Source organism: Lipingzhangella halophila (genome assembly GCF_014203805.1).
Taxonomy (GTDB): Bacteria; Actinomycetota; Actinomycetes; order Streptosporangiales; family Streptosporangiaceae; genus Lipingzhangella; species Lipingzhangella halophila.
The window spans coordinates 732,117-757,122 of the sequence record NZ_JACHJT010000002.1 but is presented as its reverse complement, the minus strand read 5'-3'; the positions used below and the strand labels follow the sequence as shown (position 1 = coordinate 757,122).

Below are 25,006 nucleotides of genomic sequence, written 5' to 3'. Positions count from 1 at the left end.
CCACCGGTTTTCCCCGAACTACCCACAGGCACGGTGGAGAGCCTGGGAGCCAGCCGTTTGGGTTATGCACACGCCGTCCCCAGCCGGTCCCCAAGTTCCCCACAGGAATCCGGCGGTTATCCGCAGGGTTGTCCACGACTTTGTCCACAAAGACGGTCGTTATCGGGGACGAGAATCGCCTCAAACGTTTCGCGACTGTTGTTTGATCCGGTTGGTGAGTTCGGTCACCTGGTTGTAGATCGAACGCCGCTCGGCCATCAGCGACCGGATCTTGCGGTCGGCGTGCATGACGGTGGTGTGGTCGCGGCCTCCGAACTGCTGGCCGATCTTGGGCAGCGACAGGTCGGTGAGCTCCCGGCAGAGGTACATCGCGATCTGCCGCGCTGTGACCAGGACCCGGGAACGGGAGGTCCCGCAGAGGTCCTCGGTGCTGAGGCCGAAGTAGGAGGCCGTCTGCGCCATGATCGCCGAGGCGGTGATCTCGGGGCCCTCGTCGTCGGGGATGAGGTCCTTCAGCACGATGCCCGTGAGGTGCAGGTCGACCGACTGCCGGTTCAGGCTGGCGAATGCGGTCACCCGGATGAGCGCCCCTTCGAGCTCGCGGATGTTGGTCGCGATCTTGCTCGCGATGAACTCCAGGACCTCCGGCGGAGCCGCGAGACCCTCCTGCGCGGCCTTCTTCCGCAGGATCGCGATGCGGGTCTCCAGCTCGGGCGGCTGGACGTCGGTGATCAGCCCCCACTCGAAGCGGTTGCGCAGCCGGTCCTCCAGCGTGTTCAACTGCTTGGGCGGCCGGTCACTGGACACCACGATCTGCTTATTCGAGTTGTGCAGCGTGTTGAACGTGTGGAAGAACTCCTCCTGTGTCTGCTCCTTGTTCTCCAGGAACTGGATGTCGTCGACCAGGAGGACGTCGATGTCGCGGTAGCGCCGGCGGAAGCCGTCGGCCTTGCCGTCGCGGATGGAGTTGATGAACTCGTTGGTGAACTCTTCGGAGCTCACGTAGCGCACCCGGGCGCCGTCGTAGAGGCGCTGGGTGTAGTGGCCGATGGCGTGCAGCAGGTGCGTCTTGCCCAGGCCGGAGCCGCCGTAGATGAACAACGGGTTGTAGGCCTTGGCCGGGGCCTCGGCGACCGCGACCGCGGCGGCGTGGGCGAACCGGTTGCTGGACCCGATGACGAAGGTGTCGAAGGTGTACTTCGGGTTCAGCCGCGCCGGCTCGGCGGAGGTGTGCGGCTGGTTGCCGCCGGTGGTGTCCGGAGCGCTCGGCAGGGGCGGGGGAGGCACCTGACCGGACTCGTCTTCCGGCCACGGCGTGTCGTTCTCGGGTGGTTGGCCGGCGGGCTCGCCCGCGTTGTGCTCGGGCGGGTTGGGTGCCTCCTGTGCCGGCGGAGCGGGCGCGTTCTCCCGGGGAGGGGTCTCCCAGCGGTTGGGGGCATCCCACTGGCGAGGCTGCTCCTCCCAGCCCGCATAGTGCTGGTCGGGGGATGGCTGTGGAGAGGCAGCACCGTACTCGTGCCGTTCGGGCCGTTCGGGGGAGCCTGAGTTGTCGTCGTGGTCCCCGGATCGCGCCGTTCCGGAGCCGGGCGGAGGGGCGAGCAGGTCTTCGCTGGCCGGAGGCGGAGCGGCGTGCTGCGCTCCGCCGTGCGCTGGAGGCTTCGGGGCGTCCTGGAACCACGGCGGGGGTTCGCCGGGTCCGCTTCCGTGCGAGGGCTGGGTGGCCTCGGCCTGGTACCCGCCGGAGTGATGGGGGTGGTCGCGGGGGTCGGCCCGCTCCGGAGGGCGTTCGGCGGGCGCGGGGTGTTCGGCGTGCCCGAAGTGCCCGAAGTGGCCGTCGGGGAGCGCCTCGGAGGTGGCCGGGGGGCCCGGGATGTCCTCACGTGCCACCGGTGGATGCGGCGTGCTCTCGTGCGGGTCGCGCGTTTCGGGGCCGGGCCGTTGCGCGCTCGGGTCGCCTCCTCCTTGGGCCATCGGCTGGCCGACCGGGGGCGGGGGTGGGCCGTGGTTCGTGGCCGGCCCGGTGCTGGGCGGCGCGGGCTGCACCGCGGTGGGGTCGACTGTGACCGCCACCCGGATCTCCCGGCCGAGCTCGGCCGAGAGCGCCTGGCTGATGGCCGGGCGGAGCCGGGTTTCGAGGATCTCCTTGGCGAACTCGTTGGGTGCGGCGAGCAGTGCGGTGTCCTCGATCAGGCCCAGAGGGCGAGTCTGCGGGAGCCATGCCCTCTGCTGGGGGGGAAGCGCGCTGTTGTCGAGACTGTCCAGCACACTCGTCCACACCATTGCGAGGTTGACCTGTGCCTCAGACACGGTGACCTGCCATGGTTCGTCCCCTTCTCACGATGTGCTGCGGTGGTCGGCCGGCCGCGGGGCGCTGGTGCCGGACGACTCATTCTGTCGGGGTGACCGACCGCTCGGGACGGTCGGTCTCTGGCCCGGTGTGGACCAGGGTGCTCAACGAGTGAGCTGCTGTGGGTAACTACGGGTGATGCTGTGGACTTCCTGTGTATGCTTTCGCCGCGTGTTCGCGGGTCGAGGGTGGGGCGTGTCGCTGTGTCTCCACAGTGAAGTGCGGTTCGTCCACACGTTGTGCACAGCCTCTCAAATTCCGGTGCTGCCTGACGGGTTATCCACAATCTGCAGTTCACAGGGGGTGCAGTTGGACTGTCTCGCTGGGGCTGCCGGGGTACGGGCGGTCTCATGAGAGGTGGGGTCCTCTTCTGAGGTTATCCACAGCTTAGGGATGAGTGTGGGGGATGCACAGGCTGTGAATAATGTGGCGTCCACAGGAGGCCCGCCTGTGGACAACGATCCCTGCTGTGCCTCGTGACCTGCCCGGTCGATTTGACCGCCGCCCGCACAAGCCATATGTTCTTTGTGCTTACGTCGACATCTGTCTGTGTATCGACGGCGACTCCGACCCCAGGGTCGCGTTCGCTGGGGTACACCGCAGCGCGATGCGATCGGGCGATGCTCGGAGCTCGTCCGTCGGCGGTCGCGTCGGCGCGGTGTCGGCGCGGAGCCGATCAGCCAAGCGAGAGACCCCGGCATCCGGGGTCCGGAGAAACCGGCATACACGCCCTGGAGCCCAGCAGTGAGCAAGCGTACGTTTCAGCCGAACAACCGGCGTCGCGCGAAGGTCCACGGCTTCCGGCTGCGCATGCGCACCCGTGCGGGGCGCGCGATCATCGCTGCGCGCCGGAAGAAGGGGCGTGCGCGGCTGACGGTAAGCCATTAGTCGCTACACGCCGAACAATACGGTGGACCGGTCTGCCGCCCGCGGCAGCCGGTCCTCTTCTTGTGTCCAAGGACCGATTCGATGTTGTCGCCCCAGAACCGCATGCGGCGCAGTGCCGACTTCGGTCTTGTCATGCGTCGGGGACGGCGTGCGAACCGAGAGGCTCTGGGAGTCGCGTACCTGGCGCCGTACGCTGATCCGGACCACGGATCCGCCGGGCCGCCGAAGGTGGGGCTGATCGTGAGCAAGGCGGTCGGCAACGCGGTGGTCCGCCACCGGGTGCAGCGCCGCCTGCGTCATCTGGTCCGCGAACGTCTGCCGGTTCTCCCGGACGGTAGCCTGCTAGTAGTGCGGGCCAAACCCTTGGCCGCGTCCCAAGGACACGACGCGCTGGCCGCGCAGCTTGACGGTGCATTGGCCTCGGCGATGCGTCCTCGGAACAAGGCGACACGCCGTCCCCGGGGACCCGGCGCCGGTGCATCGAACGGTGCACGGGATGGCGGGGATCTGGCGGACTCATGACTGAGGACAGACCGAACGCGGCGGCGAGGGTGCTGATCCTGCCCATTCGGGGCTACCAACGGTTCATCAGCCCCTTGTTCCCACCGGTCTGTCGGTTCTACCCCTCATGCAGCGCGTACGCGGTGCAGGCACTCCGGGAACACGGTGCGCTGCGAGGGCTGTGGCTCACCGTGTACAGAATCGCTCGCTGCCATCCGTTCCATCCGGGTGGGCTCGACCCGGTGCCGCCACGCAAGGGCGCAGGTTCCCGTGGAACCAACGATGAGGGCGACTGGAGCGACGGGGTCGCACCGGGCGCGACAGAGGCCTGAAGCTGAACTGGAGTAAGAGGGAGTTCGCCGGTGCTCGACTGGCTATACAACATCGTCGGCTGGGTGCTGCTAAGGATCCACTCGGGACTGACGTTCCTTGGGCTGGACCCGGATAGTGGCTGGGCCTGGGGGCTGTCCATTGTCGCCCTGACCGTGCTGATGCGGCTGATCATGGTTCCGCTGTTCGTGAAGCAGATGCACACGCAGCGGAAGATGCAGGAAATGCAGCCGCAGATGATGAAGGTGCGCGAGCGTTACAAGAACGACAAGCAGCGCCAACAGCAAGAGATGATGAAGCTCTACCAGGAGAGCGGCACCAACCCGGTTATGGGCTGCCTCCCGCTGCTGTTGCAGATGCCGGTGTTCTTTGCGCTGTTCAACGTGCTGCGCAACGTGGCCGAGGGGAGGGCTCGCTACGGGTTCACCGAGGACCTCGTCGCGAGCGCCCAGAACGCCCAGATCTTCCATGCTCCGCTGGCGGCGCAGTTCACGAGCTCTGCCGAGGAGCTGGCGCGGTACAACGCCGACCCGGTCATGGCGCGGGTCGTCATCGCCATCGCCTGTGTGACCATGGGCGCCACGACGTTCTTGACGATGCGACAGAGCATCCGGCGGAGTACGGCACAGATGCCGGACAACCCGATGATGCAGACGCAGAAGATCATGATGTACCTGGCACCGGCGTTCGGCCTGTTCGGTCTCGCCATGCCGATCGGTGTGCTCATCTACTGGGTCAGCTCGAACGTCTGGACCATGGGCCAGCAGCACTTCCTCTACCGCAATCACCCCGTTCCCTCCCCCACTGAGGACACCAAGGCCGGAGCGGCGAAGAGCCCGAGCTCGAATGGATCGGCCAAGGGCATGCTGGGCAAGCGCAAGGCCGCGGAACCCGAGCCTGAGCCGACTGAAGAGTCTAAGATCGAGCGTAGGCAGCCGAGGAAGCAGCCGCGGTCGAAGCGCAGTGGTGGGAAGAAACGCTAGTGGCTGCGCCCCGTTGTCGCCGCGGGTGGGCGACACAATGGGGTCAGGATCATGCGGTCGGGTTCACGCAGGCGTACGAATCGCCCCGGAAGCGGGTGCCGGCCGGATCGGGACAGAAGGAGACAGCTCGCTGTGAGCAACGGTAACACCGAGAACGCGGACCAGGACCGCGGCAGTGTGGCGGTGGCCGACGGGCCTGCGCAGGACGAGTCCACGGAACCCGCTGTCGACGTCGAGACGCTTGAGAGGGAAGGTGACATCGCGGCCGACTACATCGAGGGGTTGCTCGATGTCGCAGACTTCGACGGCGACATCGACATGGATGTCGAGGGCGACCGCGCGAAGGTTTCGGTCGTGGGTGCCACCCTGGACGAGCTCGTGGGGGAGAACGGGGAGGTACTCGAAGCGCTCCAGGAGTTGACGCGCCTGGCGGTGCATCGGAAGACCGGGAACCGGAGTCGGTTGATGCTCGACATCGGGGGATACCGCGACTCCCGTCGTAAGGAGCTGAAGCGGATCGGCACTGAGGTGGCTGATGAGGTCAAGCGAGACGGCGTGGTTAAGCCGCTCGCTCCAATGTCGCCCTTCGAGCGGAAGGTCGTGCACGACACCATTGCCGCGGCCGGGCTGCGTAGCGAGTCCGAGGGGGAAGAGCCGAACCGTTACGTGGTGGTGTATCCCGAGAACGATTGACGGTTTCACGTGAAACCACCGACGCCTCCCACGCGTAGGATCGTGGGGGGCGTCTTGCTTTTCCGCCCCAGTTTCCCTTGCTGAGTCGTCCGCGGACGGCTTGCTCTGCTGACCCGGGAGGGTTCGCCCAGCGTGCCTGTCGAGAAGTCGACATGTCGATGAGTGGATGAAGAGATCAAGGTAGGTGACGGATGACCTCGGGTGCTGGCGGGCACGTAGCACCACCGGAGCAGGCGCATGAGCTGTTCGGTGACGCTACTCCCGAGATGGCCCGGTACGCTGATCTCCTTGCGGACGCCGGGGTGACACGTGGGCTTATCGGTCCTCGTGAGGTGCCCCGGCTATGGGAACGCCACTTGATGAACTGCGCTGTCATCGAGGAGCTGATTCCCGAGGGAGCCGAAGTCATCGATGTGGGGGCCGGGGCGGGTCTGCCCGGTGTGGTCCTCGGTATTATTCGACCGGACCTTTCGATCGTCCTCCTGGAGCCCCTCCTTCGTCGGACGGTCTTCCTGCGGGAATGTGTCGAGTTTCTTGGTCTGGATAACGTGACCGTGCGGCGCGGACGAGCCGAAGAGGTTCGCAACGAGTTGCGCGCCGATGTGGTTACCGCTCGGGCGGTTGCGCCGCTGACACGGCTCGCGCGGTGGTCACTGCCCCTGCTCCGTAAGGACGGCATCCTTCTCGCACTCAAAGGAGAGCAGGCGGGGAGCGAGCTAGAAGAAGCGCGCGCAGATTTGTCCGCACAACGCCCATGCGTTGCTGATGTGATTCAAGTTGGCCACGGTAAGGTCGAACCGGCTACGACGGTCGTTCGTGTCAGAGTTACGTCCGAGAACGACATGGTCACTCCGTCCAGGTCGAAACGTGCGCCGGGCGGCAGAAAGAAGCGTGGACGGAAGAGGTGAACTCATTCGTGCCCCAGAATCAGTCCGATGGCAGGCATGTTTCACGTGAAACCGAGTTGGTGTTCGACCCTGGCATGGGGTCGGGCACGGAGGTTTCAGGTGAAGCGACGCCCTGGAAAGATCCGCAGTCGTGGCGCGCCCCAGAGGTTTCACGTGAAACCGGCTCAGACCAGTCAGGCGTGGGGCCCGACACTCCGATCGCGCGCGCGGCGCGCGCCGCGATGTCGGTCCGCGGGAACGGCGATGACTTGTGGCCGCGGCCCTCTGAATGCCGGGTGCTGAGCATCGCGAACCAGAAGGGCGGTGTCGGAAAGACGACCACCGCGGTGAACCTGGCCGCATCGCTCGCGATGCACGGGAACCGGGTGCTGGTCGTCGATCTCGACCCGCAGGGCAATGCTTCCACGGCGTTGGGGATGGAGCGGGACGAGAACTCCCGGTCCATCTACCACTGCCTCGTGGAGGACGCGGAGATGCGCCAGTTGGCGCTGCCCGTTCCCGACATCCCCAACCTGTGGTGTGTGCCGGCCACGATCGACCTCGCCGGAGCCGAGATCGAGCTTGTCTCCCTCGTTGCGCGTGAAGCGCGTCTGAAGCGTGCCTTCGCGGCGTTCGACAGCAGCGAGCTCGACTACATCCTTGTCGACTGCCCGCCCTCTCTGGGGTTGCTGACCGTCAACGCGATGGTCGCCTGTGCAGAGGTGCTGATCCCGATCCAGTGCGAGTACTACGCGCTGGAAGGGCTCGGGCAGCTTCTCCGGAACGTCGAGCTGGTGAAGTCGCATCTCAACCCGACCTTGGAGATTTCCACGATCGTCCTCACGATGTACGACGCGCGAACCCGGCTAGCTTCACAGGTTGCAGATGAGGTGCGTCAGCACTTCGGCGATCTGGTACTCAATACATTGGTGCCTCGAAGCGTTCGGGTTTCCGAGGCACCGAGCTACGGCCAGTCCGTCATGACCTACGATCCGGCGTCCACCGGGGCGGCGGCCTACCTGGAGGCCGCGCGAGAGATGGCTCATCGGGCGAAGACGGGCGTCGGTAACTGACCAGGGGAAGCGAAGGGAGACGCCGGTGAGCCAGCAACGACGCGGTCTGGGGAAGGGCCTTGGGGCCCTCATCCCGCAGGGTCCGATGGCCGACGATGCGGACGCCGCATCAGCGCTGGAGGGTACGGCTCCGCCGGCGCTCGATGGCGCCTATCTCGAGGAGATCGAGCTTGGTGCGATCACACCCAACCCGCGTCAGCCCCGCCAGAACTTCGACGAGGAGCAGCTTGCCGAACTGACGGCCTCGATCGCCGAGGTTGGCCTGCTGCAGCCGGTGGTCGTCCGCAAGCTCGGCGACGGTCGCTACGAGCTGATCATGGGTGAGCGCCGCTGGCGGGCCAGCACGGAGGCGGGGCTGGAGTACATCCCCGCTATTGTCCGTGACACCGGAGACGACGCACTCCTCCGCGACGCCTTGCTGGAGAACCTGCACCGGGAGCAGCTGAACCCGCTTGAGGAGGCAGCCGCCTACCAGCAGTTGCTGGACGACTTCGGCGCGACGCACGACGAACTCGCCAAGCGGATCGGCCGCTCTCGCCCACACATCACCAACACGCTGCGCCTGCTGAACCTTTCGCCCGGGGTGCAGCGGCGGGTCGCCGCGGGGGTGCTGAGCGCGGGGCACGCTCGGGCGCTGCTCTCTGTGGAGGACACCGAGACCCAGGACCGGCTGGCCCGCCGCATCGTCGAGGAAGGGTTGTCAGTCCGGGCGCTTGAGGAGATGATCACGCTGGGCGAGGCCGAGGAGAAGCAGCCAGCCCAGCGTCAGAAGTCCTCGACCCAGCGGCAGACTCCCCCGGAGGTCGAGGAGATGGCGAGCCGGCTCTCCGACGTCTTCGACACCCGGGTCAAAGTCGACATCGGGCGGAAGAAGGGCAAGATCGTGGTGGAGTTCGCCACGCGGGAGGACCTGGAGCGCATCATCGACGCCATGGACCCTGCCGGGCGCGAGAACTAGGTAGTGCTTTTGGGCTCGCCGGGTCGGGCGCCCAACCACCGGGTACCCGGGGGCCGGCCTATCCGCCGTTGTCGCCGCCTCCGTTGGGCGCCGCGCCATGCCCCCATCATCGATCGCGGTCGTCCACGGCGACATGGCCGCCGTTCGACATGACGCCATGCGGTGCGATGGGAGACCCGACACAGCGGGGGTCCCCGAGAACGTTCTCGGGGACCCCCGCTGTGTTCGGCATGGTTTCACGTGAAACCGCCTAGGAGATGAAGTCGCTCAGCTCCTCCAGCATCTTCCGCTTCGGCTTGGCGCCCATGATCTGCTTGACCACATCGCCGTTCTTGTAGACGTTCATGGTCGGGATCTGCATGACGCCGTAGTCGCGTGGCACGTTCGGCTGCTCATCGATGTTCAGCTTAACGATCTCGATCTTGTCGCCGTACTCGTTCGCGATCTCCTCAAGGATCGGGGCGACCTGGCGGCACGGGCCGCACCATTCGGCCCAGAAGTCGACCAGCACCGGCTTGTCGTTCTTCAAGACATCGGTCTCGAAGCTGCTGTCGGTGACGTGCTTGAGGTTGGCCATGTGCATGCTCCTCGTGAATCAGACTCGGCAATGGTCTCGAACGAGCGCTCTGTGCGAGTTCGTGTGGAACCGAGAAATCGAAGGGTGTGGGCGGTCAATCCCCGAGTTCGGCGAGGTACCGCTCGGCATCCAGGGAGGCAGAGCAGCCGGTTCCGGCGGCCGTGACGGCCTGCCGGTAGATGTGGTCGACGACGTCGCCGCAGGCGAACACGCCCGGAATCTTGGTCTTCGTCGTCGGTGCATCGACCACGAGGTAGCCCTCGTCATCGAGGTCGAGCTGGCCCTCGAACAGCTCGACCCGCGGGTCGTGACCGATCGCGATGAAGAGGCCGCTGATGTCCAGCTTGCTCTCCTCGCCGGTCTGCGTGTTCCGGAGTTGTACCCCGCTGACCTTGCTGTCGCCCAGGACCTCGGTCACCTCGGTGTCCCAGATGAACCGGATCTTTTCGTTGTTGAACGCGCGTTCCTGCATGATCTTGCTGGCCCGCAGCTCGTCGCGACGGTGGATCACCGTCACCGAACGCGCGAAGCGCGTGAGGAAGGTGGCCTCCTCCATCGCGGTGTCACCGCCGCCGACCACAGCGATGTCCTTGTCCCGGAAGAAGAAGCCGTCGCAGGTGGCGCACCACGACGTTCCTCGGCCGGAGAACTCCTCCTCGCCGGGAACCCCGAGCGTGCGGTACCCCGACCCGGTGGCGATGATGACGGTTCGCGCCTGGTAGGTGTCGTTCCCCACCTTGACGATCTTCGGGTCGACCGTGAGGTCAACCTCGGAGACGTCGTCGGGGACGAGCTCGGCGCCGAACCGCTCGGACTGCTTGCGCAGGCCGTCCATGAGGTCGGGCCCCATGATGCCGTCGGCGAAGCCTGGGTAGTTCTCCACGTCGGTGGTGTTCATCAGCGCGCCACCAGCGGTGATGGAGCCTTCGAACACGAGCGGCCGCAGCTCGGCGCGCGCCGCGTAGATAGCCGCGGTGTAGCCCGCGGGTCCCGACCCGATGATGATCACGTTACGGACGTCGCTCACGCTCGTCGGCCCTTCGGTCGCTCGGACGGCCACCGCGGTGGGTGACCCGCTGGCAGGTCGTTCACTACAAACAGATGGTAGGCGTCCCGCATTCCCAGCGCCTTCCGATGCCGGGATAGGCCGCCCCGGCCGCTATCGCGCGGTTCACGAACCGGGGCATGCGCCGAACTGGACGGCCAAGATGACGCACGAGCCCGACCTACGGGGCGGGGACCGTGGTCCGGGCGAGAACGGAGTCGCCGGGATCGCCGGCGGCGCAGCTCGGCGAGACGATCATAACCTCGTACTCGCCGGCCGGGTCGGAGCCGTAGTACAGCACCCAGGCGTCCTCGGCGGCTCCACCGTCGGTTGGTCGGAACGTGGCGATGTCGACCAGGGCCGGCAGGGCCTCGTCGTTGACCTCCCCGAGCTCGTGAGCGCACGTGGAGACATCGTCGGGCATCTCCGGGGTGGTAGACCCCTCGGAGGAGTCGCCCGTCCCCTCTGCGTCGTCCTCAGGCCCGCCGGGACGGGCGTCGCTCGGCACCGTGTCGAGGACCTCCGTCCCCTGCTGGTCGAGATCACCCTCGGTGTACTCGGTCCCGCTCTCAAGCACGACGGGCTGGTAGGAGAGTGCGGCGTCGGGCGGTCCCTGCCCGGAGACCTCGGGATTGGCCCGGCTCGCGCCGTCTTCGGAGGTGAGCGTCGAGTGCAGGACCGCGCCCGCGCCGCCGATGACGAAGACCGCCGCGGCGGCGCCCACCAGGTAGGGCAGCCAGCGACCGGGGCGCCTCTTGAAGGGGACCACGCCGTCGCCCCCGGGGGGCGGGGAGGGCTCGGTGTCCGTGCCGGGCGCAGTGTCGCGCTTTTCGGCCTCAGCCCGAACGGCCTCCTCGATACGTGTCGCGGCATCGGCGGGGAGCTCGGGAACTGGCGCCGCTCCCAACAGCCGTGACACGTCAGCCAGGGCCGTGAGCTGCTCGTTGCACTGCTCGCATCCGGCCAGATGTCCCTGAACGGAGGATTCCTCTGCCTCGTCGAGCAGGCCTTCAGCCGACAGGGCGAGGGTCTCCGCGTCCACGTGAGACGTCACGATCTCCGGTCACCTCCTCTCGGGGATGTGACGTCCCGGGGATCTTCAGGGTTCCTCAGATGCGCGAGAGATGGAAGAAGCCTGGCGCGGCCGCGGGCGCACCGGCTCTTGACCGTGCCGGCGGCGATTTCCAGGATCTCGGCTGCTTCGTCGACCCGGTAGCCCAGCATGTCGACGAGGATGAGCGCGAACCGCTGCTCTGCGGGCAGTTCCGCCAGGGCCGTATGCACGTCCATGGAGGAGTCGCTGCGGGCAGAGGGGTCCGGAGAGGTGCCCCTGACCCGTTCGTTGGACAGTACGTCGAGGGTGGCGTCGTCAGTGGGCACGGCGGGGCGTACCAGCTTGCGCCGCATCCGGTCGTGGCAGGCGTTGATAACGATCCGGTGCAGCCAGGTGCTCACCTGGGCATCGCCGCGGAACCGGTGTGCGCCGCGGAACGCCGAAAGGAAGGCGTCCTGCAGAGCGTCGGAGGCTTCCTCCGGGTCGCCGAGAACGCGGATGGCGACAGCCCACATGCGCTCGCGGTGCCGCCGCACAAGCTCGTTGAACGCTTGGTCGTCACCTTGAGCGTGTCTGGACAACAGCTCCTTGTCGGGGAGCTCCTGAACTGCGTCCATTAGCGTGTTCACATTTTCCCGCGCAGCTCGACCTCGTTAATCGTTCCACGGTGCTCACCGTCGTTGGGCAACGTGGTGAACCAGACCACCACATACCGCCCTTCGGCCGGATCAGACAGTTTAACGTTAACCTCTCCGCTGGCCTGGGCCGCCTCCCCCGATGTGGACAGCGAGGACAGGTCGGCTTCGTCTCCCACCTTGATCTCGACGTCGGTGGCCCCTCCGCTGCCCAGGTCGAGGTCCACCTCGTGGAGCTCACCGGGTTCGCCCAGGTCAACCAGGAGTCCGACACCGTCCTTGAGGTTGCCGAACTCGGCACTGTCGTAGGTCTGGGTGTTCCAGGAGGTGGCGGGATCGCCGTCGAAGGCCTCGTTGGCCCGCTCGCCGTGCTCATCGCCGTCGCCCTGCGGGTCGAAGCCGTTGACGTTCTGCGGCTCTAACGTCACCAAATCTTCATCATCGCCACCGGTCGTGGCCTCTTGCTGCTGGTTGTCGCCGTCCGAGTCGTCGGGCTCGTCCGAACCGCCGATGCTGCTTCCGATGGTCCAGGCGCCGGCCACCACGGCCACAAAAACGAGCACAGCGGCGGCGCCGATGAGCGTTTTGCGGACGCGGGCAGAGCGGGCGGCCTCCTTCTGCGCGGCGCGGCCGCCCCGCGGGGGATCCGCCTGGGCGGGGGTGACCACACTCTGTGCTCCGCTGCGACGGGATGTGCCGGAGCGCGGTGCGGCCGAGCGCGCCGGAGCCGACGGGAGCGGAACCTGACGCGGGACGTCCGCCAGCGCTTCGGCGACACTGCGCGCACTGACCAGCGGTGGCGTGCCGCCATCGCGGAACACCGCGGCGCAGGTGATCGCGTCGAGCTTCGGGTGAATGCCGGACCGGATCATGCTGGGCCGGCACGGGCGTCCGGACTCGGTGGGCGCGGCGGGGAGTCCGTTCTGCTCGCTGTCGGGCCAGTGAGCCGTGAGCGCCGCGTACAGCAGTTTGCCCAGGCCCTGGGCATCGGCGGCGGCCGGGTCGGGTGCCGAGACACCGTGGAGCGCGGCGTCGACCCCGATTCCGGTGACCTTGACCGCACCCCCGAGGCTCCACATGAGTTTGGTGGGGGTGAGATAGAGGTGGAACAGTCCAGTGTCGTTGGCCGCGGCCACGGCCTCGGCCGCCTCGGCGACCAGTCCCGCGGCGCGCTCCGGCTGGAGAGGGCCGTCCGCGAGCAGCTCCGCCAGCGACTGCCCGACGACCCACTCCTCGACCACATAGGGCGTGGGGCCGGAGTCGTCAGCGTCGAAGACCTGCGTGACGCGGGAGTCGGATACGCGGCTGGTGGCTCGCGAGGCGTGCACGACCTCGGTCGCGCGGGGGAAACCTTCGGCGAACGTCCAGACCGCGACGGGACGGGCCAGCGTCTCGTCGGCCGCCTTCCAGAACGTGGCGCCTCCGGCGTCGCTCACCGGCTGTTCCAGCCGGTAGCGGCCGGCGAGATACGCTCCTGGCTCAATCATGAAGGTGCTCATGCCGGGAGTGACGGACACGACGACCAGCCATCGATGGAACCGGGGCGAAGCGTCCTGTCCCTGACCTCCCTTCGGGCAGCTCAGACAAACACGGGGGTTGCGGCAGTGGACAGCCGTTCCATGTTAGGACGCACGAACGCCGTTTCCGGTGGACACTCACACCTGGCTCGGCACACATATGGACCCTTTCGGTGGTTACGCACCATCATGTCTTGCCGGTGATCAGCGACGTAGCAGTCGGTTCCGGATCATGTCCATGAATGTTGTGACTTCAGTCACTCCGATTCGCTTGGCCACAAGTATGAAGAGCACGCCGCCGATGAGCCCACCCACGAGTATCGACAGCAACGCCGGGAAGACGGTTCCCGGCAGCAGGTCGAAGGTGAGGACCATCGCCACGCCGAAGATTACGCTGGGCACGGTGGCAATGTGCAGCTTCACCAGGGTCGACAGCACCCGCTTGCCGTCCAGCCCGTTCAGCCGCCGGCGCAGTAGCCGCCAGGCGAGCACCGACCCGACCACGTAGTACATGCCGTAGGCGATGGGCAGCAGCACGACGACGAGGTGTGGCGGCACGGTGTAGAGCAGGCCGAACGCGAGTACCGCGTGCGTGATCTCGGCCGGTATCGCGATGAGCGACGGCGTCCGGGTGTCACCGAGCGCGTAGAAGACCCGCTGCTGCAACTGGAACAGTGTGAACGGGATGAGCATGATCGAGAACGCCATCAGGATCCGCCCGATGCCCTCGGCGTCCTCGACCGACGTGCTGCCGCGCGCGTAGATCAGCACGCAGAACTGCGTGGCGAAGACCACCATCGCGACCGAGATCGGCGCGAGCAGTACCGACGACAGCCGGAACCCGCGGGAGAAGTCCGCGCGCACCTGGTCCTTGCGCCCCTCGGCGACGTGCTCGCTCATCCGGGGCAGCAGTGCGGTGATGACCGAGACCGCGATGATCGCGTAGGGAAGCTGGTACAGCAACGAGGCGTACTGGTAGGCGGTGATGCCGGCGCCCGCCACGGACTCGCCGGCCTCGGCCGCGCGTACCCCGGCCCGCGTGGCGACGTTCGTGGTGACCAGCAGTCCGGCCTGCACGACGCCGATGTAGACCATCATCCAGGAGGCGGTGCGCGCGGCCTCGCCAAGTCCGGAGCCGCGCAGGTCCAGGCGCGGGCGCCAGCGGAACCCCGCCTTGGCCAGCGCCCAGAGCAGCACCAGGCACTGCAGGACCTGGCCGAGCGCGGTGCCGGCGCCGAGGAGTGCGAGGTTGGCGTCGCTCACCTCGCCCGGAGCGCTGCCCGGGCCGACGATCATCAGGAAGAGCAGCCCGACCGCAATGATGATCAGGTTGTTCAGGATCGGCGCCCACATCGGAGCGGCGAAGTGGTTGCGGCTGTTCAGCATGGCGCTGGCGATGCCGCTCGCCCCGACGAAGAAGATCTGCGCGAGTAGGAACCGCGCCAGGTACACCGACGCCTCGTGCTGCTCCCCGGTGAACTCGCCGGCGTAGAGCCGGATGAGCCACTCCGCCACCAGGATCGCCACAACCGTGATCAGGAGTAGCGCCAGCACCATGGTGGTGAACAGGCGCTGCTCCGTGGCGTCGCCGCCGTCGGTGTCCTTCTTCCTGCGCTTGACCAGGAAAGGAACGAAGACACTGGCGAGAAGGCCGCCGATGAGCAGGTTGTAGACGGCGTAGGGCACCATGTTCGCCGTCTGGTAGGCGTCGCCCAGCAGTTGGGTGCCCAGTGCGGCGGCGAGCACCACCGTCCGGCCGAATCCGGAGAGCCGGGAGAACACGGTCCCGATCGCCATGATCACGCTGGACCGCATGAGGTTCGCCGGGGCGGCGTGCGCGGCGCCGCCGATCTCGTCACCCTCCTCACCAGCGCGGTCGGCCGTTCCGAGATCCCCGAAGTCCTGGGGGTCGTGATCGGTGGTGAGGCCGGTCTCCGGCTCGGTCGGCGGGTCGGTCCGTTCGACCTCGTCGAGCATGTCATCGGGCATGACGAACCGATGCTCGGGCCGCTCCTGGCTGTCGGGGTTGTCGTTCTTCGGCACCGTTGACGGCTCTTCCTCTATCAGGGCGGCGCCGTGCTCACAGGGGCAGGGGCAAGACGACGGCTACCGGGAGAGAACTAACACAGACACGAACACTGGCAAACCACGCGGGGTCGGCCGTACCGGCCGACCCAGGGTGGCGTGACGGCTGGTCACCGTCGAAGTCGGGAACGCACCAGGTCCAACGCGGCGTGCAGCTCCTGGATCCGCAGCAGCCGGGCGAAGAGGAGGAACAGCAGTGCGCCGACCACACAGCCGGCAGCGGGAGCGCCAATGTTGGTGACCAGGCCTTCGCCGTACCACGTCTCGAAGAGCCAGAGAACCCCCAGACCGGCTGCGACGCTCGGAGCCGCGGCCAGGTGCAGCCGCAACAATGTTGCAATCACGCGGCGCCCGTCAAGCCCGCCGAGGCGTCGGCTGAGGATCACACCGGCGATGGTCAGCCCCGATACGAACGAGAGCATGAACCCGCCGGCGACGCCCACGACGGCCTGGTTCGGGGGCAGAACGAGGTACGCGGTGAGCGCGAGCAGCCCGTGCACTCCGACATTGGCCATGCTGATCAGTGCGGGTGTGCGAGTGTCGCCCATGGCGAAGAACACCCGCAGCATCAGTTGGAAGATCGTGAACGGCAGCAGGCCGAGCGACATCACCGCGAGGACCGTCCCAACGTTCTGCGCGTCGGCGGCCGATGTGCTGCCGCGCGCGAACACCAGAACGGAGACCTGCGTGGCGTAGAGAGCCATGGCCAGGGCCACCGGGACCAGGATCAGCGCCGAGACGCGCAGGGTGCGGGAGAACCCGGCGCGTACCTCGTCCCAGCGCTCGTCGGCCGCGTGCCCGCTCATCTGCGGCAGCAGAACGGTGATCAGCGAGACCGCGATGATCGCGTACGGCAACTGGAAGAGCTGGTAGGCGTAGTTGTAGGCGGTGATCCCCGCGCCCACGTTGTTGCCCGCCTCAAGGCTCGCGACGTTGGCGGCGTTGGCCAGGTTCGTGGTGATCAGCAGGCCGAGCTGGGTCATCATCGTGTAGACGAGCATCCAGCCGGCGGTACGCAGCGCCTCACCCAGCCCGGAGCCGCGCAGGTCCAGGCGGGGGCGCCAGCGGAATCCGGTACGCCACAGCGACACCATGAGAACGGCGGCCTGCAGCACCATCCCCATCGACGTCCCGAGACCGAGCAGCGTGAGGTCGCCCTGGGACACCGTCTCGGGAGTGTGCCCCGGCCCGGCCACCGCCAGGAACAGCCCGCCGACCGTGATGATCACCAGGTTGTTCAGCACTGGGGCCCACACCGGCGCACCGAACTTGTCGCGGGTGTTCAGCATGGCGCTGATCAGGCCGCTCAGCCCGATGAAGAAGATCTGGGCGAGCAGGAAGCGTGCCAGGTAGACCGAGACCTCGGACTGGACCTCGGTGAACCTGCTGGCGTAGAGGTTGATCAGCAACTGCGAGGACAGGATCGCCACCAGGGTGATCCCCAGGAGCAGCACGACCGCGGCGGTGAACAGCCGGTTCTCGGTCTTCACGCCACCGTCGGAGTCCCGCTTGCGGCGCTTGACCAGGAACGGGATGATCACGCTCACCATCAGCCCGCCGATGAGCAGGTCGTTGATGATGAACGGGATGGTCTGGGCGGTGTTGTAGGCGTCGCCGAGGAGGTGCGTGCCGAGCGCCGCCGCGAGCACGACCACCTTGATGAAGCCGGTCACCCGCGACACCATCGTGCCGGCGGCCATGACCATGCTGGAGCGCATCATCCCGCCGGACGCCCCCGACCCGTCACCGGAGTCCACGCTGGTCTCTTGGTCGCCGGGGTCGTCGGTGTCTCCGGAGCCGGCCGCGCCAGCGGAGCGGGAGGTCTCGTCAGTGCCGTTCGTGGTCTCGGTCGCCACAGGTATTCGGCTCCCTCTCGATCGCGATCAGGGTCCGGGACCCGTTACTGGTCCCGGTTCTCGTCCTCGCCGACCTCGCCGGTCGCGCCGGACTCCGTGCCGTCGGCGCCGGCGGTGGCATCGGCGTCGGCGGAGAGCTCGCTGGATTCGGCGTCGGTGTCGTGTGCCCTCTCGCCGGATGGACTTTTGTCATTGTGCGGCATGGTTTGCGGTGCCTCGGCCTGGTTCTCCGGGGCCGGATCCGGCCCGGCCTCGGTACTCGTGGCCGGTGCCGCTCGACTGCGGCTGCGCACCCACTTGCGCATCGCCCGCGGAGCGAGCGCGACGACCAGTACGAGCGCGCCGCCCGCGCTGATCAGCAGCGCCTGGGTGCCCATACCTGTCGCGTTCACCGGGATCTGGGCCTCCTCGGTGGAGACCGGCTCGCCGTCGGCGTTGTGCAGGTTCAGGTGCAGCACGGTGCGCCCGTTGACCCGGGCGTTGAGGGGGACGTACACGGTCGTCTTGCCGCCGGGCCCGATCTCCATCGTGTCCTGGTATTCGCCGATGCCCAACCGTTCGGAGTTCGTGGAGAACATCGACAGGTGCACCGTGACCGTCTCGTCCTCCAGGTCGTTGGCGACCAGGACGCCGATGGTGCCGCTCTTGCTGGCCAGCGTGACCGGCTCGGGCTCGATGATCCGGATCTTGCCCCGGCTGTCGGTTACCGCCTGGTCCAGTAGCGAACGGGCCTGGTTGCCCAGCGCCTTCTCGTCGCGCCAGGAGGCGGACTCCATGCGCAGGATCGCCGGGCGGAACGGGTCGCGCCCCTCCTCCAGGACGGTGTTGAACAGCCGTGCCTCGCGGCGAACCTCCTTGACCTTGCCCAGGTAGGAGTCGTTGAGCTCCTTGTCGGACTCGTCCTCGGGGTAGGTCAGGCCGCGGCGTTCGTCCTCGCTCTCGGAGCCGGCCTCGTCGACGTCGTCGAGCGCGACCGGGTTCAGCCACGGCAGGTCCTCCGAGGAGCGGAGCACGTCCTGGGCGAACTCGGCGCCGGGGTCCCAGTCCCGCGGAGGCGCGGCCAGGATCGTGCGGTCGGTGTCGGTCTGCTCCGCGGAGATCAGCGCTGTTTCGGCCGCGAACCGCTGCTGGGCGAGGGCCGTCTCGCCCGGTCCCTGGCTGGGGGTGCCGAGAACACTGGTCAACTGGCTGTCGGCGACCAACGCGGAGCCGCCTTCGCTGCCGTCGTCCTCCGTAGCGAAGTTGGCCTGCGCGGTTGGGGTGTAGCCGAGCCAGTCCTGGCCCGGCATCGCGGCGTCGCGCAGGATGAAGCGTTCCGCTCCGTGCTCGGCGAAGAAGTCGCGCGTGTTCTGGTTCATGGTCCCGTTCGCCGGGACCGCGTAGGCGGAGTCGGCCCGGCGTTCCAGGACCCTCTCGACGGTCTCGTCCCCGAGTGACATCGCGGCCTCGGCGTCGTTCTCCAGGCCGTTGCGCAGCAGTGCGGCGATGTCGGCGGAGGCGAAGGGGGTGGAGATCAGCGAGTCGTCGCCGATGATCTCGCGCGCCTGCGCGATCCAGGAGGCGGCTTCCGGGCTGGGATCGTAGGTCTTGGCGGTCGGCTGCGACTCGGCCGAGACCGCCAGCGGGTCCTCCAGGACGTGGTACGGCTCGGCCGTGAGGCGGTTGATGTCGCTGAGCAGGCCCGGGTCGACCGTCCAGGTAATGGGGACGCGGTCCCCCGCGTTGCCGGCGGCGTCGCTGTCGTCGTTCCCGCCCTCGCCACTCTGCTGGGTGTCCCCCGCCTCCTCCTCGGCAACGGCGGCGTCCTCCGGAGTGGTGGCGGTCGGGTCGGGCGGATCCAGCGCGACCTCGCCGTCCTGGGCGCCCACGGCCAGCAGCTCGTTCAGGCGTCCTTCGGGCGCCAGGTCGTTCGTGAGGCCCTCTCCCAGGTAGGTGTCGTCGTCGGCGCGCTGCGGCTGGTCCATCAGGGGCCACAGCCACGCGATGTCAACGGGATCGGAGCCGGAACCCTCGCCCTGGTACGGCAGGAACGTGTACTGGATGCCGAGGTCGTCGCCGGAGCCGGTGACGGCGTCGACCGCGATGGGGTACACGCCGAAACGCTCCAGGTCGAGGTCCTCCGCGTCGGTCTCCAGCTCGAACTTGGCGGTCGCCCCGGGGTCCAGGGGCTCGTCGAGGTCGACGGTCGGGCCGACCTTCGGCGGTTGGGCGGTGTCGCCCTCGGCGTGCGCGTCGAGCTCCGAGCGGTCGCCCAACGGGCTCGGGGAGTACCGCAGCCGGGCGGTGACCTCCTCGACCGTCTCATCGGTGGTGTTGTTGACCTGCCCGGTGATGGTGACCGTGCTGTCCTCTTCGACGGCCCGCGGGGTGATCTCGTCGACGATCACGGGCGGGTCCTCGTCGGATCGGCTGCTCTCGTTGGGCAGCGCTGCGCGCTCCGCTGCGAGAGCCGCAGCAGAGGACGCGGGCAGTGCCGGAGCCAGAGCGGCGGCCGCAGCCACGACCGCGGTCAGGTGAGCAAGTCGACGCACGCCAGAAGGTTTTCCGAGTCGGGTTGAGGGTCGACGCTGGTACTGCTTTTCGAGTTCATCATCCCCCCGGGCAGGCCACCGGGCGTCCGAAGGTGGCGGCACCACAAGGAAAGCACAAGGGAGCCGCCGCGTACGAGCGCCGTTACGCGGGCCGGCGCGTTCCGGCCAGCCATACCTCTGCCGGCCGGTTGGCACAGGGCACCGCGGACAAACCCGCGGGACCCGGGCGCGCTGGCCGGATCCGACGATACCCCCTCTTAGGGGGTTCCTAAGCGATCCGCGCCGAGCGGTGCCCGAGAAGCTGACCCGTACGGGGGTACCCGGCGCGGTGAGCCGAACATTTCGGGGTTGGGGCCGGGGTGCGGTATGCCGATCCGGCACCTTGTCGACATACCGGCGAGGCGGCGTGCCGACCACGGTCCCGGAGGTACAGTACGCCACCCGATTCGCACCACATCGCGACGACACCTAACCTCAGGGGTGTGCCGAATACTGCGCTTCCAGGTGAGTCCCCCCGCTCCGGTCCGAACAGCGGAGCGGTGACGACTGCCGCCATGGGGCTGACGAACCAGCAGCAGGTCGCGATCAGCGGCATGGTCGACTCGATCGACACGATCGCCGAAGAGCTGGGGGAGCGCTTCGCTGCCGGTGGCCACGAACTGGCGATCGTGGGCGGACCCGTACGCGACGCCCTGCTCGGTCGCGAAGTGCACGACCTCGACCTCACCACGGATGCCGTCCCGCAGCGCATCATCGAGCTGATCGAGGGATGGGCCGATGCCGTGTGGACGGTCGGCATCGAGTTCGGCACGGTCGGGCTGCGCAAGAACGGCCTGCAGCTGGAGATCACCACCTACCGCAGCGAGTCGTACCAGCCGAAGTCCCGCAAGCCGGAGGTGAACTACGGGACCTCCCTTGAGGAGGACCTGGTCCGGCGCGACTTCACGGTCAACGCCATGGCGGTGCACCTGCCCAGCCGCGAGTTCGCCGACCCGTTCGGCGGCCTGGCGGACCTGGACGCGCGGCGGCTGCGTACCCCGGGCCGGCCCGAGGACTCGTTCAGCGACGACCCCTTGCGGATGATGCGGGCGGTGCGCTTCGCGGCGCAGCTCGGTTTCACGCTGGCCGCCGAGGTCGGCGCCGCGATCACCGACATGTCGGGGCGCCTGGAGATCGTCTCCGCCGAACGGGTCCGCGACGAGCTCAGCAAGCTCATGCTCAGCCCCGACCCCCGCACCGGGGTCGAGCGGATGGTGGAGTTGGGGCTCGCCGATCACGTGCTGCCCGAGGTCCCCCGGATGCGTCTGGAGATCGACGAGCACCACCGGCACAAGGACGTCTACGAGCACTCGCTGACCGTGCTCGACCAGGCGATCGACCTGGAGGACAAGCGCGGACACCAGCCCGATCTGGTGTTGCGCCTGGCCGCGTTGCTGCACGACATCGGCAAGCCGAAGACCCGCTCGTTCGAGTCCGGTGGCCGCGTCACGTTCCACCACCACGAGGTCGTGGGGGCCTCCATGACCCGGAGCCGGCTCGGCAAGCTGCGGTTCTCCAAGGACGTCATCGCTGACGTCAGCACACTGGTCGCGCTGCACCTGCGTTTCCACGGCTACGGCAAGGGCGAGTGGACCGACTCCGCTGTGCGCCGCTACGCGCGGGACGCCGGCCATCTCCTGGAGCGCCTGCACATTCTTACGCGGGCCGACTGCACCACGCGCAACCGCCGCAAGGCGGCGGCCCTCGCGCGCGCGTACGACGACATCGAACACCGGATCCGGCGGCTCGCCGAGGAGGAGGAGCTCAACAGGATCCGCCCCGATCTCGACGGCAACGAGATCCAGCAGGTCCTCGGTATCGATCCCGGCCCCATGGTCGGCAAGGCGTGGCGCTACCTACTGGAGCTGCGGCTGGAGAACGGCCCCATGGACAAGGAGGCCGCGGCCGCCGAGCTCCGCCGGTGGGCCGAGGAGCACGGCGACTGACCGCCCGCCGTCGCGCGTTCCGTGGTGGCCCGTGGCGGGCGCTCCCCATGGCCCGGTGCGCAGCCAGCTCACTGCGGCTCCCGTCGCCCGGCCCGCGCCAGAGCCCGGGAGCGCGCCGCCCAGCCCGCGCCCATCAGGGCAAGACCGGCGGCCATCGCCGCGACGACGCTCGTGCTCACCCCCGAAGGGGGTACCAGGGCCGCGGAGAGTCCCGCCGCTGCTACGAAAAGGCCGTTGAACAGCATGTCGTAGACGGTGAAGACGCGGCCGCGGAACGCGTCGTCGACGTGTCGCTGAACCAGCGTGTCGACAGTTACCTTGACCCCTTGCGACATGACGCCCACGGCGAACGCTGCGGCGGGGAACAGCGCTGGGGAGAACGGCAGGCCGAACACGAGCAGGGCCGCACCGCCGGAAGCGAGCAGCGTGGCGATCCAGGAGTCGGCGGACAAGCGCTGGGTGGCCCAGGGCGTGGCGATCGCTCCGACGAGGAAACCGGCGCCTGAGGCGGCCAGCGCGACCGAGAATCCGGCGAAACCCGCTACCCCGCCCTCGGTGAAGGTGTTGTTGTACAGCAGCAGTGTTATGAGCGTGGAGATACCGAAGGCGAAGCGCACGCCGCCGATGGTTCCGAGGGCATAACGGGCGGGATGCCGTCCCCAGACGTGCCGCACGCCATCGACCAGACCGGTCACAATGGTGCGGACGGCAGCGTTGACCTCAGGCGACTCGTGTTCCAGGTCGGGACCGAGCTCGCGGCGCCGCAACGCGAGCGACGCCAGGGCCGTTCCGGCGAACCCCGCTCCGGCCACGAGCAGGATGACGGGCGTGGCGGCGGGGTTGTCGCCCGCGAGCACGCGCAGCCCGGCCCCTACTCCGGCACCCGCGAAGGTCGCGAACGTCCCGGAGGTGGGGGTTACGGCGTTCGCCATCATCAGCCGCGCGCGCGGGACCACGTGCGGAAGTGCGGCGCCAAGAGCCGCGAGGAAGAACCGGTTCACGCTCAGCACGCACAGCGCCGCCGCGTAGAAGTACACCCCGTTGGAGCCCGCGGCGACGAGCCCCGCGGTGATCGCCGCCAGGACCGCCTTGACCAGAGAGGAGACCAGCAGTACCTGGCGGCGCGACCATCGGTCGATGAGCACACCCGCGAAGGGGCCGACGACGGAGAAGGGCAGCAGCAGGATGGCGAACGCCAGTGCCACGGCACCCGCTGTGGAGTGCTGCTCCGGGCTGAAGAAGATGTAGCCGGCCAGTCCCGCCTGGTAGACCCCGTCGCCGAACTGGGAGACGAGTCGGGTGCCGAACAGCCGCCGGAAGCGCGCACCCCGAAGCACGACGCTGAGGTCGCCGAAGAAGGACACGCGGCAAGCGTATGGCGATGTTCCACGTGAAACGACGCGGAGGGTCAGTCGCGGATGAGTGAGCCCTCGGAGAGGCTCGTGCCGTCCGGCCACTCCACCGCGATCTCGGCGTCGAGGGTGGATTCGGAGTCGCTCTTGGACAGGGTGATCTCACCCGTCTCCACGCAGCTCCCCCTGCCCCCGGTCACCTCGTAGCTGATGTGCAGCTCGTCCGCGTACTCCTGGTCGATCGTGTAGTCCAGGGTGCAGCTTCCGTCATCCAAGGTGATCTCCGCGGTGCCGGTATCCGAGTCGGACAGCAGGGATATCTGGAACTCCCAGTCGGTGGCGTAGCTGCCGTCGGGGTCGTACTGCGTCATGGAGCCCGACCAGTCGCCCTCGAACTCCGCGTCACTCTCCGCGTCGCTGTCGTCGTCCTCGCTGCCGGTGCCGCTGTTCTGGCTGTCGTTGCTGCTGTCAGTGCCGCTGCTCCGGCTCTCGTTGTCGTTGCCGCTGTCTCCGCCTGACCAGAGCCACAGGTAGCCAACGGCGCCCCCCAAGGCCAATATGACGAACGCGGCGCCGGCCACGAGGAGCACGATGAGGCCGGAACCACCCTTTTTCGGGGGCGGCGGGCCGTAGCCGAAACCCGTATGCGGCGGAGGCGGGCCGTACCCCGGCGGTGGTCCCTGCGGAGTTCCTTGTGGCTGTCCTGGGGGAGGCCCGTACTGCGGTTCCGGATAAGGGCCTGGGGGGTGGCTCATCTTGTCGCTCCTCTTGTCTGGCCGGCGCCCGCCAGCGGGGGCTCGGGCATCCACCGGTCGTGTGCGGTCCCACAGACATGAGCATGGCGTGGACGCGGCGGCATCGCCAGTGGAGCCACCGTCGTGGTACCGCGGTACATACCGGAGCCGCTGGCTGGGAGAAGCGGTCAGCCGACGCGGTCGAGCTCTCCTTTGGCTGAGTTCCAGACGCTGGCCCCGGACGCGTCGGTGTGCATGTTCTCCAGCTGGACCTGCAGATTGTTAGGCGTGGTGTCGTCAATGGTGATCGTTGCCATGCCCTCGAGGGAGCACCCCGCATTGCGGAAATCGAAGCTCAGGACGGCGTCGCTCACCAAGACGTTCGTCGGGTTCATGGGGCAGGCGCGACCGCTCCCGGCCGTGTCGTGTACCTGCGCCTCGATCAGGTGGAGGTCGGGGTCCGTGGCGTCCATGGTCATCTCAACGCTGCCCACGGTGGTATCGGGGTAGTCAACGAGTGTCAGCTCGCCCTCCCAGTCGCCATTGACGATCTCCGACCCTTGCGGCTCGCCGCCGACGATGTACCACAGGACGCCGGCTCCCGCCGCGATGAGCACGAGGGCGAGCGCGCCGCCGGCGATGGCGGCGATGAGGCATCCGCCGTTCCCCTTCTTGGCCGGGCCGTGCGTGGGAGGGCCGGGTGGCTGCTGCCCGGCGCCGGGCGGTGGCCCCGGAGAGGGGTAGCTCGGCCCTCCGGGAACGTGGGGACCCGGTCCAGGAGGACCGGGTGGAGGGGGGTGGGACATGGTCGCTCCTCATCCGGGCACAGTTGGCCGACGCTCACAATAGCGACGGCCGCTGGCCGTGGGAGGTTCCCCTCCTCGCGGGACTTTGTGGCCACGGCGGTCGCGGAGGGCCCCAACCGCGCGGGGAGCTACGGCCCTGGCCGGCGTGTCGACACACCGGCCAGGCGCC

21 protein-coding genes are annotated in these 25,006 nt (G+C 67.9%); 9 read left to right on the top strand and 12 right to left on the bottom strand.

The features are described from left to right. Positions 1 to 180 precede the first annotated feature (180 nt). A complete protein-coding gene (dnaA, locus tag F4561_RS30530; RefSeq protein ID WP_184585157.1) occupies positions 181 to 2,307 on the bottom strand; it encodes a chromosomal replication initiator protein DnaA in 2,127 nt (708 codons plus the stop codon). A 784-nt stretch (positions 2,308 to 3,091) separates the two neighbouring features. Here dnaA and rpmH point away from each other — a divergent pair. The 8 genes from rpmH to F4561_RS30490 all read left to right on the top strand — a co-directional run bounded on the left by rpmH (position 3,092) and on the right by F4561_RS30490 (position 8,660). Continuing rightward, positions 3,092 to 3,235 carry a 50S ribosomal protein L34 gene (gene rpmH, locus F4561_RS30525; protein ID WP_184585156.1) on the top strand — a complete coding sequence of 48 codons (144 nt, stop codon included), beginning with the start codon at positions 3,092 to 3,094 and terminating at the stop codon, positions 3,233 to 3,235. An 81-nt stretch (positions 3,236 to 3,316) separates the two neighbouring features. Next, the gene (gene rnpA / locus F4561_RS30520; RefSeq protein ID WP_184585155.1) at positions 3,317 to 3,757 is read left to right on the top strand and encodes a ribonuclease P protein component; all 441 of its coding nucleotides are present in this window, start codon (positions 3,317 to 3,319) and stop codon (positions 3,755 to 3,757) included. Beyond that, positions 3,754 to 4,068 carry a membrane protein insertion efficiency factor YidD gene (gene yidD, locus F4561_RS30515; RefSeq protein WP_184585154.1) on the top strand — a complete coding sequence of 105 codons (315 nt, stop codon included), beginning with the start codon at positions 3,754 to 3,756 and terminating at the stop codon, positions 4,066 to 4,068. The genes rnpA and yidD overlap by 4 nt, the downstream gene beginning before the upstream one ends. 30 nt (positions 4,069 to 4,098) lie before the next feature. Further along, positions 4,099 to 5,049, top strand: coding sequence for a membrane protein insertase YidC (gene yidC, locus F4561_RS30510; protein ID WP_184585153.1), 951 nt, complete (start codon positions 4,099 to 4,101; stop codon positions 5,047 to 5,049). Positions 5,050 to 5,232: 183 nt separating this feature from the next. Beyond that, positions 5,233 to 5,742 (top strand): Jag family protein, encoded by a 510-nt coding sequence (locus F4561_RS30505; protein ID WP_312885748.1) that lies wholly within the window; start codon positions 5,233 to 5,235, stop codon positions 5,740 to 5,742. 191 nt (positions 5,743 to 5,933) lie between these two features. Then, positions 5,934 to 6,650: a 16S rRNA (guanine(527)-N(7))-methyltransferase RsmG gene (rsmG, locus tag F4561_RS30500; protein ID WP_184585151.1), complete on the top strand. Its 717-nt coding sequence runs from the start codon at positions 5,934 to 5,936 to the stop codon at positions 6,648 to 6,650. A gap of 221 nt (positions 6,651 to 6,871) precedes the next feature. Further along, positions 6,872 to 7,702: a ParA family protein gene (locus tag F4561_RS30495; protein WP_184585376.1), complete on the top strand. Its 831-nt coding sequence runs from the start codon at positions 6,872 to 6,874 to the stop codon at positions 7,700 to 7,702. A 25-nt stretch (positions 7,703 to 7,727) separates the two neighbouring features. Next, entirely contained in the window at positions 7,728 to 8,660 is a 933-nt protein-coding gene (locus F4561_RS30490) for a ParB/RepB/Spo0J family partition protein (RefSeq protein WP_184585150.1), read from the top strand. A gap of 250 nt (positions 8,661 to 8,910) precedes the next feature. Here the strand turns inward: F4561_RS30490 and trxA are convergent, their stop codons facing one another. The 8 genes from trxA to F4561_RS30450 all read right to left on the bottom strand — a co-directional run bounded on the left by trxA (position 8,911) and on the right by F4561_RS30450 (position 19,960). Then, positions 8,911 to 9,237 carry a thioredoxin gene (trxA, locus tag F4561_RS30485; RefSeq protein ID WP_184585149.1) on the bottom strand — a complete coding sequence of 109 codons (327 nt, stop codon included), beginning with the start codon at positions 9,235 to 9,237 and terminating at the stop codon, positions 8,911 to 8,913. A gap of 94 nt (positions 9,238 to 9,331) precedes the next feature. Beyond that, positions 9,332 to 10,264 (bottom strand): thioredoxin-disulfide reductase, encoded by a 933-nt coding sequence (gene trxB, locus F4561_RS30480; RefSeq protein ID WP_184585148.1) that lies wholly within the window; start codon positions 10,262 to 10,264, stop codon positions 9,332 to 9,334. Between the two features lie 199 nt (positions 10,265 to 10,463). After that, entirely contained in the window at positions 10,464 to 11,336 is an 873-nt protein-coding gene (locus F4561_RS30475) for an anti-sigma factor family protein (protein ID WP_184585147.1), read from the bottom strand. Further along, positions 11,333 to 11,953, bottom strand: a complete 621-nt coding sequence (gene sigM, locus F4561_RS30470) for an RNA polymerase sigma factor SigM (RefSeq protein ID WP_184585146.1) — start codon at positions 11,951 to 11,953, stop codon at positions 11,333 to 11,335. The genes F4561_RS30475 and sigM overlap by 4 nt, the downstream gene beginning before the upstream one ends. A gap of 8 nt (positions 11,954 to 11,961) precedes the next feature. Continuing rightward, positions 11,962 to 13,470, bottom strand: a complete 1,509-nt coding sequence (locus F4561_RS30465) for a protein kinase family protein (protein ID WP_184585145.1) — start codon at positions 13,468 to 13,470, stop codon at positions 11,962 to 11,964. Between the two features lie 222 nt (positions 13,471 to 13,692). After that, positions 13,693 to 15,477 carry a murein biosynthesis integral membrane protein MurJ gene (gene murJ / locus F4561_RS30460; protein WP_184585375.1) on the bottom strand — a complete coding sequence of 595 codons (1,785 nt, stop codon included), beginning with the start codon at positions 15,475 to 15,477 and terminating at the stop codon, positions 13,693 to 13,695. 206 nt (positions 15,478 to 15,683) lie between these two features. Then, the gene (murJ, locus tag F4561_RS30455; RefSeq protein ID WP_312885727.1) at positions 15,684 to 17,429 is read right to left on the bottom strand and encodes a murein biosynthesis integral membrane protein MurJ; all 1,746 of its coding nucleotides are present in this window, start codon (positions 17,427 to 17,429) and stop codon (positions 15,684 to 15,686) included. Between the two features lie 44 nt (positions 17,430 to 17,473). Next, on the bottom strand, positions 17,474 to 19,960 hold the full coding sequence (locus tag F4561_RS30450) for a DUF6049 family protein (RefSeq protein ID WP_184585144.1): 2,487 nt from the start codon (positions 19,958 to 19,960) through the stop codon (positions 17,474 to 17,476). Between the two features lie 593 nt (positions 19,961 to 20,553). Here F4561_RS30450 and F4561_RS30445 point away from each other — a divergent pair. Beyond that, positions 20,554 to 21,945: a CCA tRNA nucleotidyltransferase gene (locus F4561_RS30445; protein ID WP_376773831.1), complete on the top strand. Its 1,392-nt coding sequence runs from the start codon at positions 20,554 to 20,556 to the stop codon at positions 21,943 to 21,945. Positions 21,946 to 22,013: 68 nt separating this feature from the next. Here F4561_RS30445 and F4561_RS30440 read toward each other — a convergent pair whose 3' ends face one another. From F4561_RS30440 to F4561_RS30430, 3 genes are all read right to left on the bottom strand, one after another. Further along, a complete protein-coding gene (locus F4561_RS30440) occupies positions 22,014 to 23,309 on the bottom strand; it encodes an MFS transporter (RefSeq protein WP_184585143.1) in 1,296 nt (431 codons plus the stop codon). A 44-nt stretch (positions 23,310 to 23,353) separates the two neighbouring features. Beyond that, on the bottom strand, positions 23,354 to 24,052 hold the full coding sequence (locus F4561_RS30435; protein ID WP_184585142.1) for a hypothetical protein: 699 nt from the start codon (positions 24,050 to 24,052) through the stop codon (positions 23,354 to 23,356). A gap of 167 nt (positions 24,053 to 24,219) precedes the next feature. Then, a complete protein-coding gene (locus F4561_RS30430) occupies positions 24,220 to 24,837 on the bottom strand; it encodes a hypothetical protein (protein WP_184585141.1) in 618 nt (205 codons plus the stop codon). Positions 24,838 to 25,006 lie beyond the last annotated feature (169 nt).

Excerpts from the sequence above, each read along its gene's own strand:
- rnpA (WP_184585155.1), top strand. The coding sequence starts at position 3,317 with ATGTTGTCGCCCCAGAACCGCATGCGGCGCAGTGCCGACTTCGGTCTT.
- yidD (WP_184585154.1), top strand. The coding sequence starts at position 3,754 with ATGACTGAGGACAGACCGAACGCGGCGGCGAGGGTGCTGATCCTGCCC.
- rsmG (WP_184585151.1), top strand. The coding sequence starts at position 5,934 with ATGACCTCGGGTGCTGGCGGGCACGTAGCACCACCGGAGCAGGCGCAT.
- F4561_RS30495 (WP_184585376.1), top strand. The coding sequence starts at position 6,872 with ATGTCGGTCCGCGGGAACGGCGATGACTTGTGGCCGCGGCCCTCTGAA.
- trxA (WP_184585149.1), bottom strand. The coding sequence starts at position 9,237 with ATGGCCAACCTCAAGCACGTCACCGACAGCAGCTTCGAGACCGATGTC.
- sigM (WP_184585146.1), bottom strand. The coding sequence starts at position 11,953 with ATGGACGCAGTTCAGGAGCTCCCCGACAAGGAGCTGTTGTCCAGACAC.
- F4561_RS30465 (WP_184585145.1), bottom strand. The coding sequence starts at position 13,470 with ATGAGCACCTTCATGATTGAGCCAGGAGCGTATCTCGCCGGCCGCTAC.
- murJ (WP_184585375.1), bottom strand. The coding sequence starts at position 15,477 with ATGCCCGATGACATGCTCGACGAGGTCGAACGGACCGACCCGCCGACC.
- F4561_RS30445 (WP_376773831.1), top strand. The coding sequence starts at position 20,554 with ATGGTCGACTCGATCGACACGATCGCCGAAGAGCTGGGGGAGCGCTTC.
- F4561_RS30435 (WP_184585142.1), bottom strand. The coding sequence starts at position 24,052 with ATGAGCCACCCCCCAGGCCCTTATCCGGAACCGCAGTACGGGCCTCCC.
- F4561_RS30430 (WP_184585141.1), bottom strand. The coding sequence starts at position 24,837 with ATGTCCCACCCCCCTCCACCCGGTCCTCCTGGACCGGGTCCCCACGTT.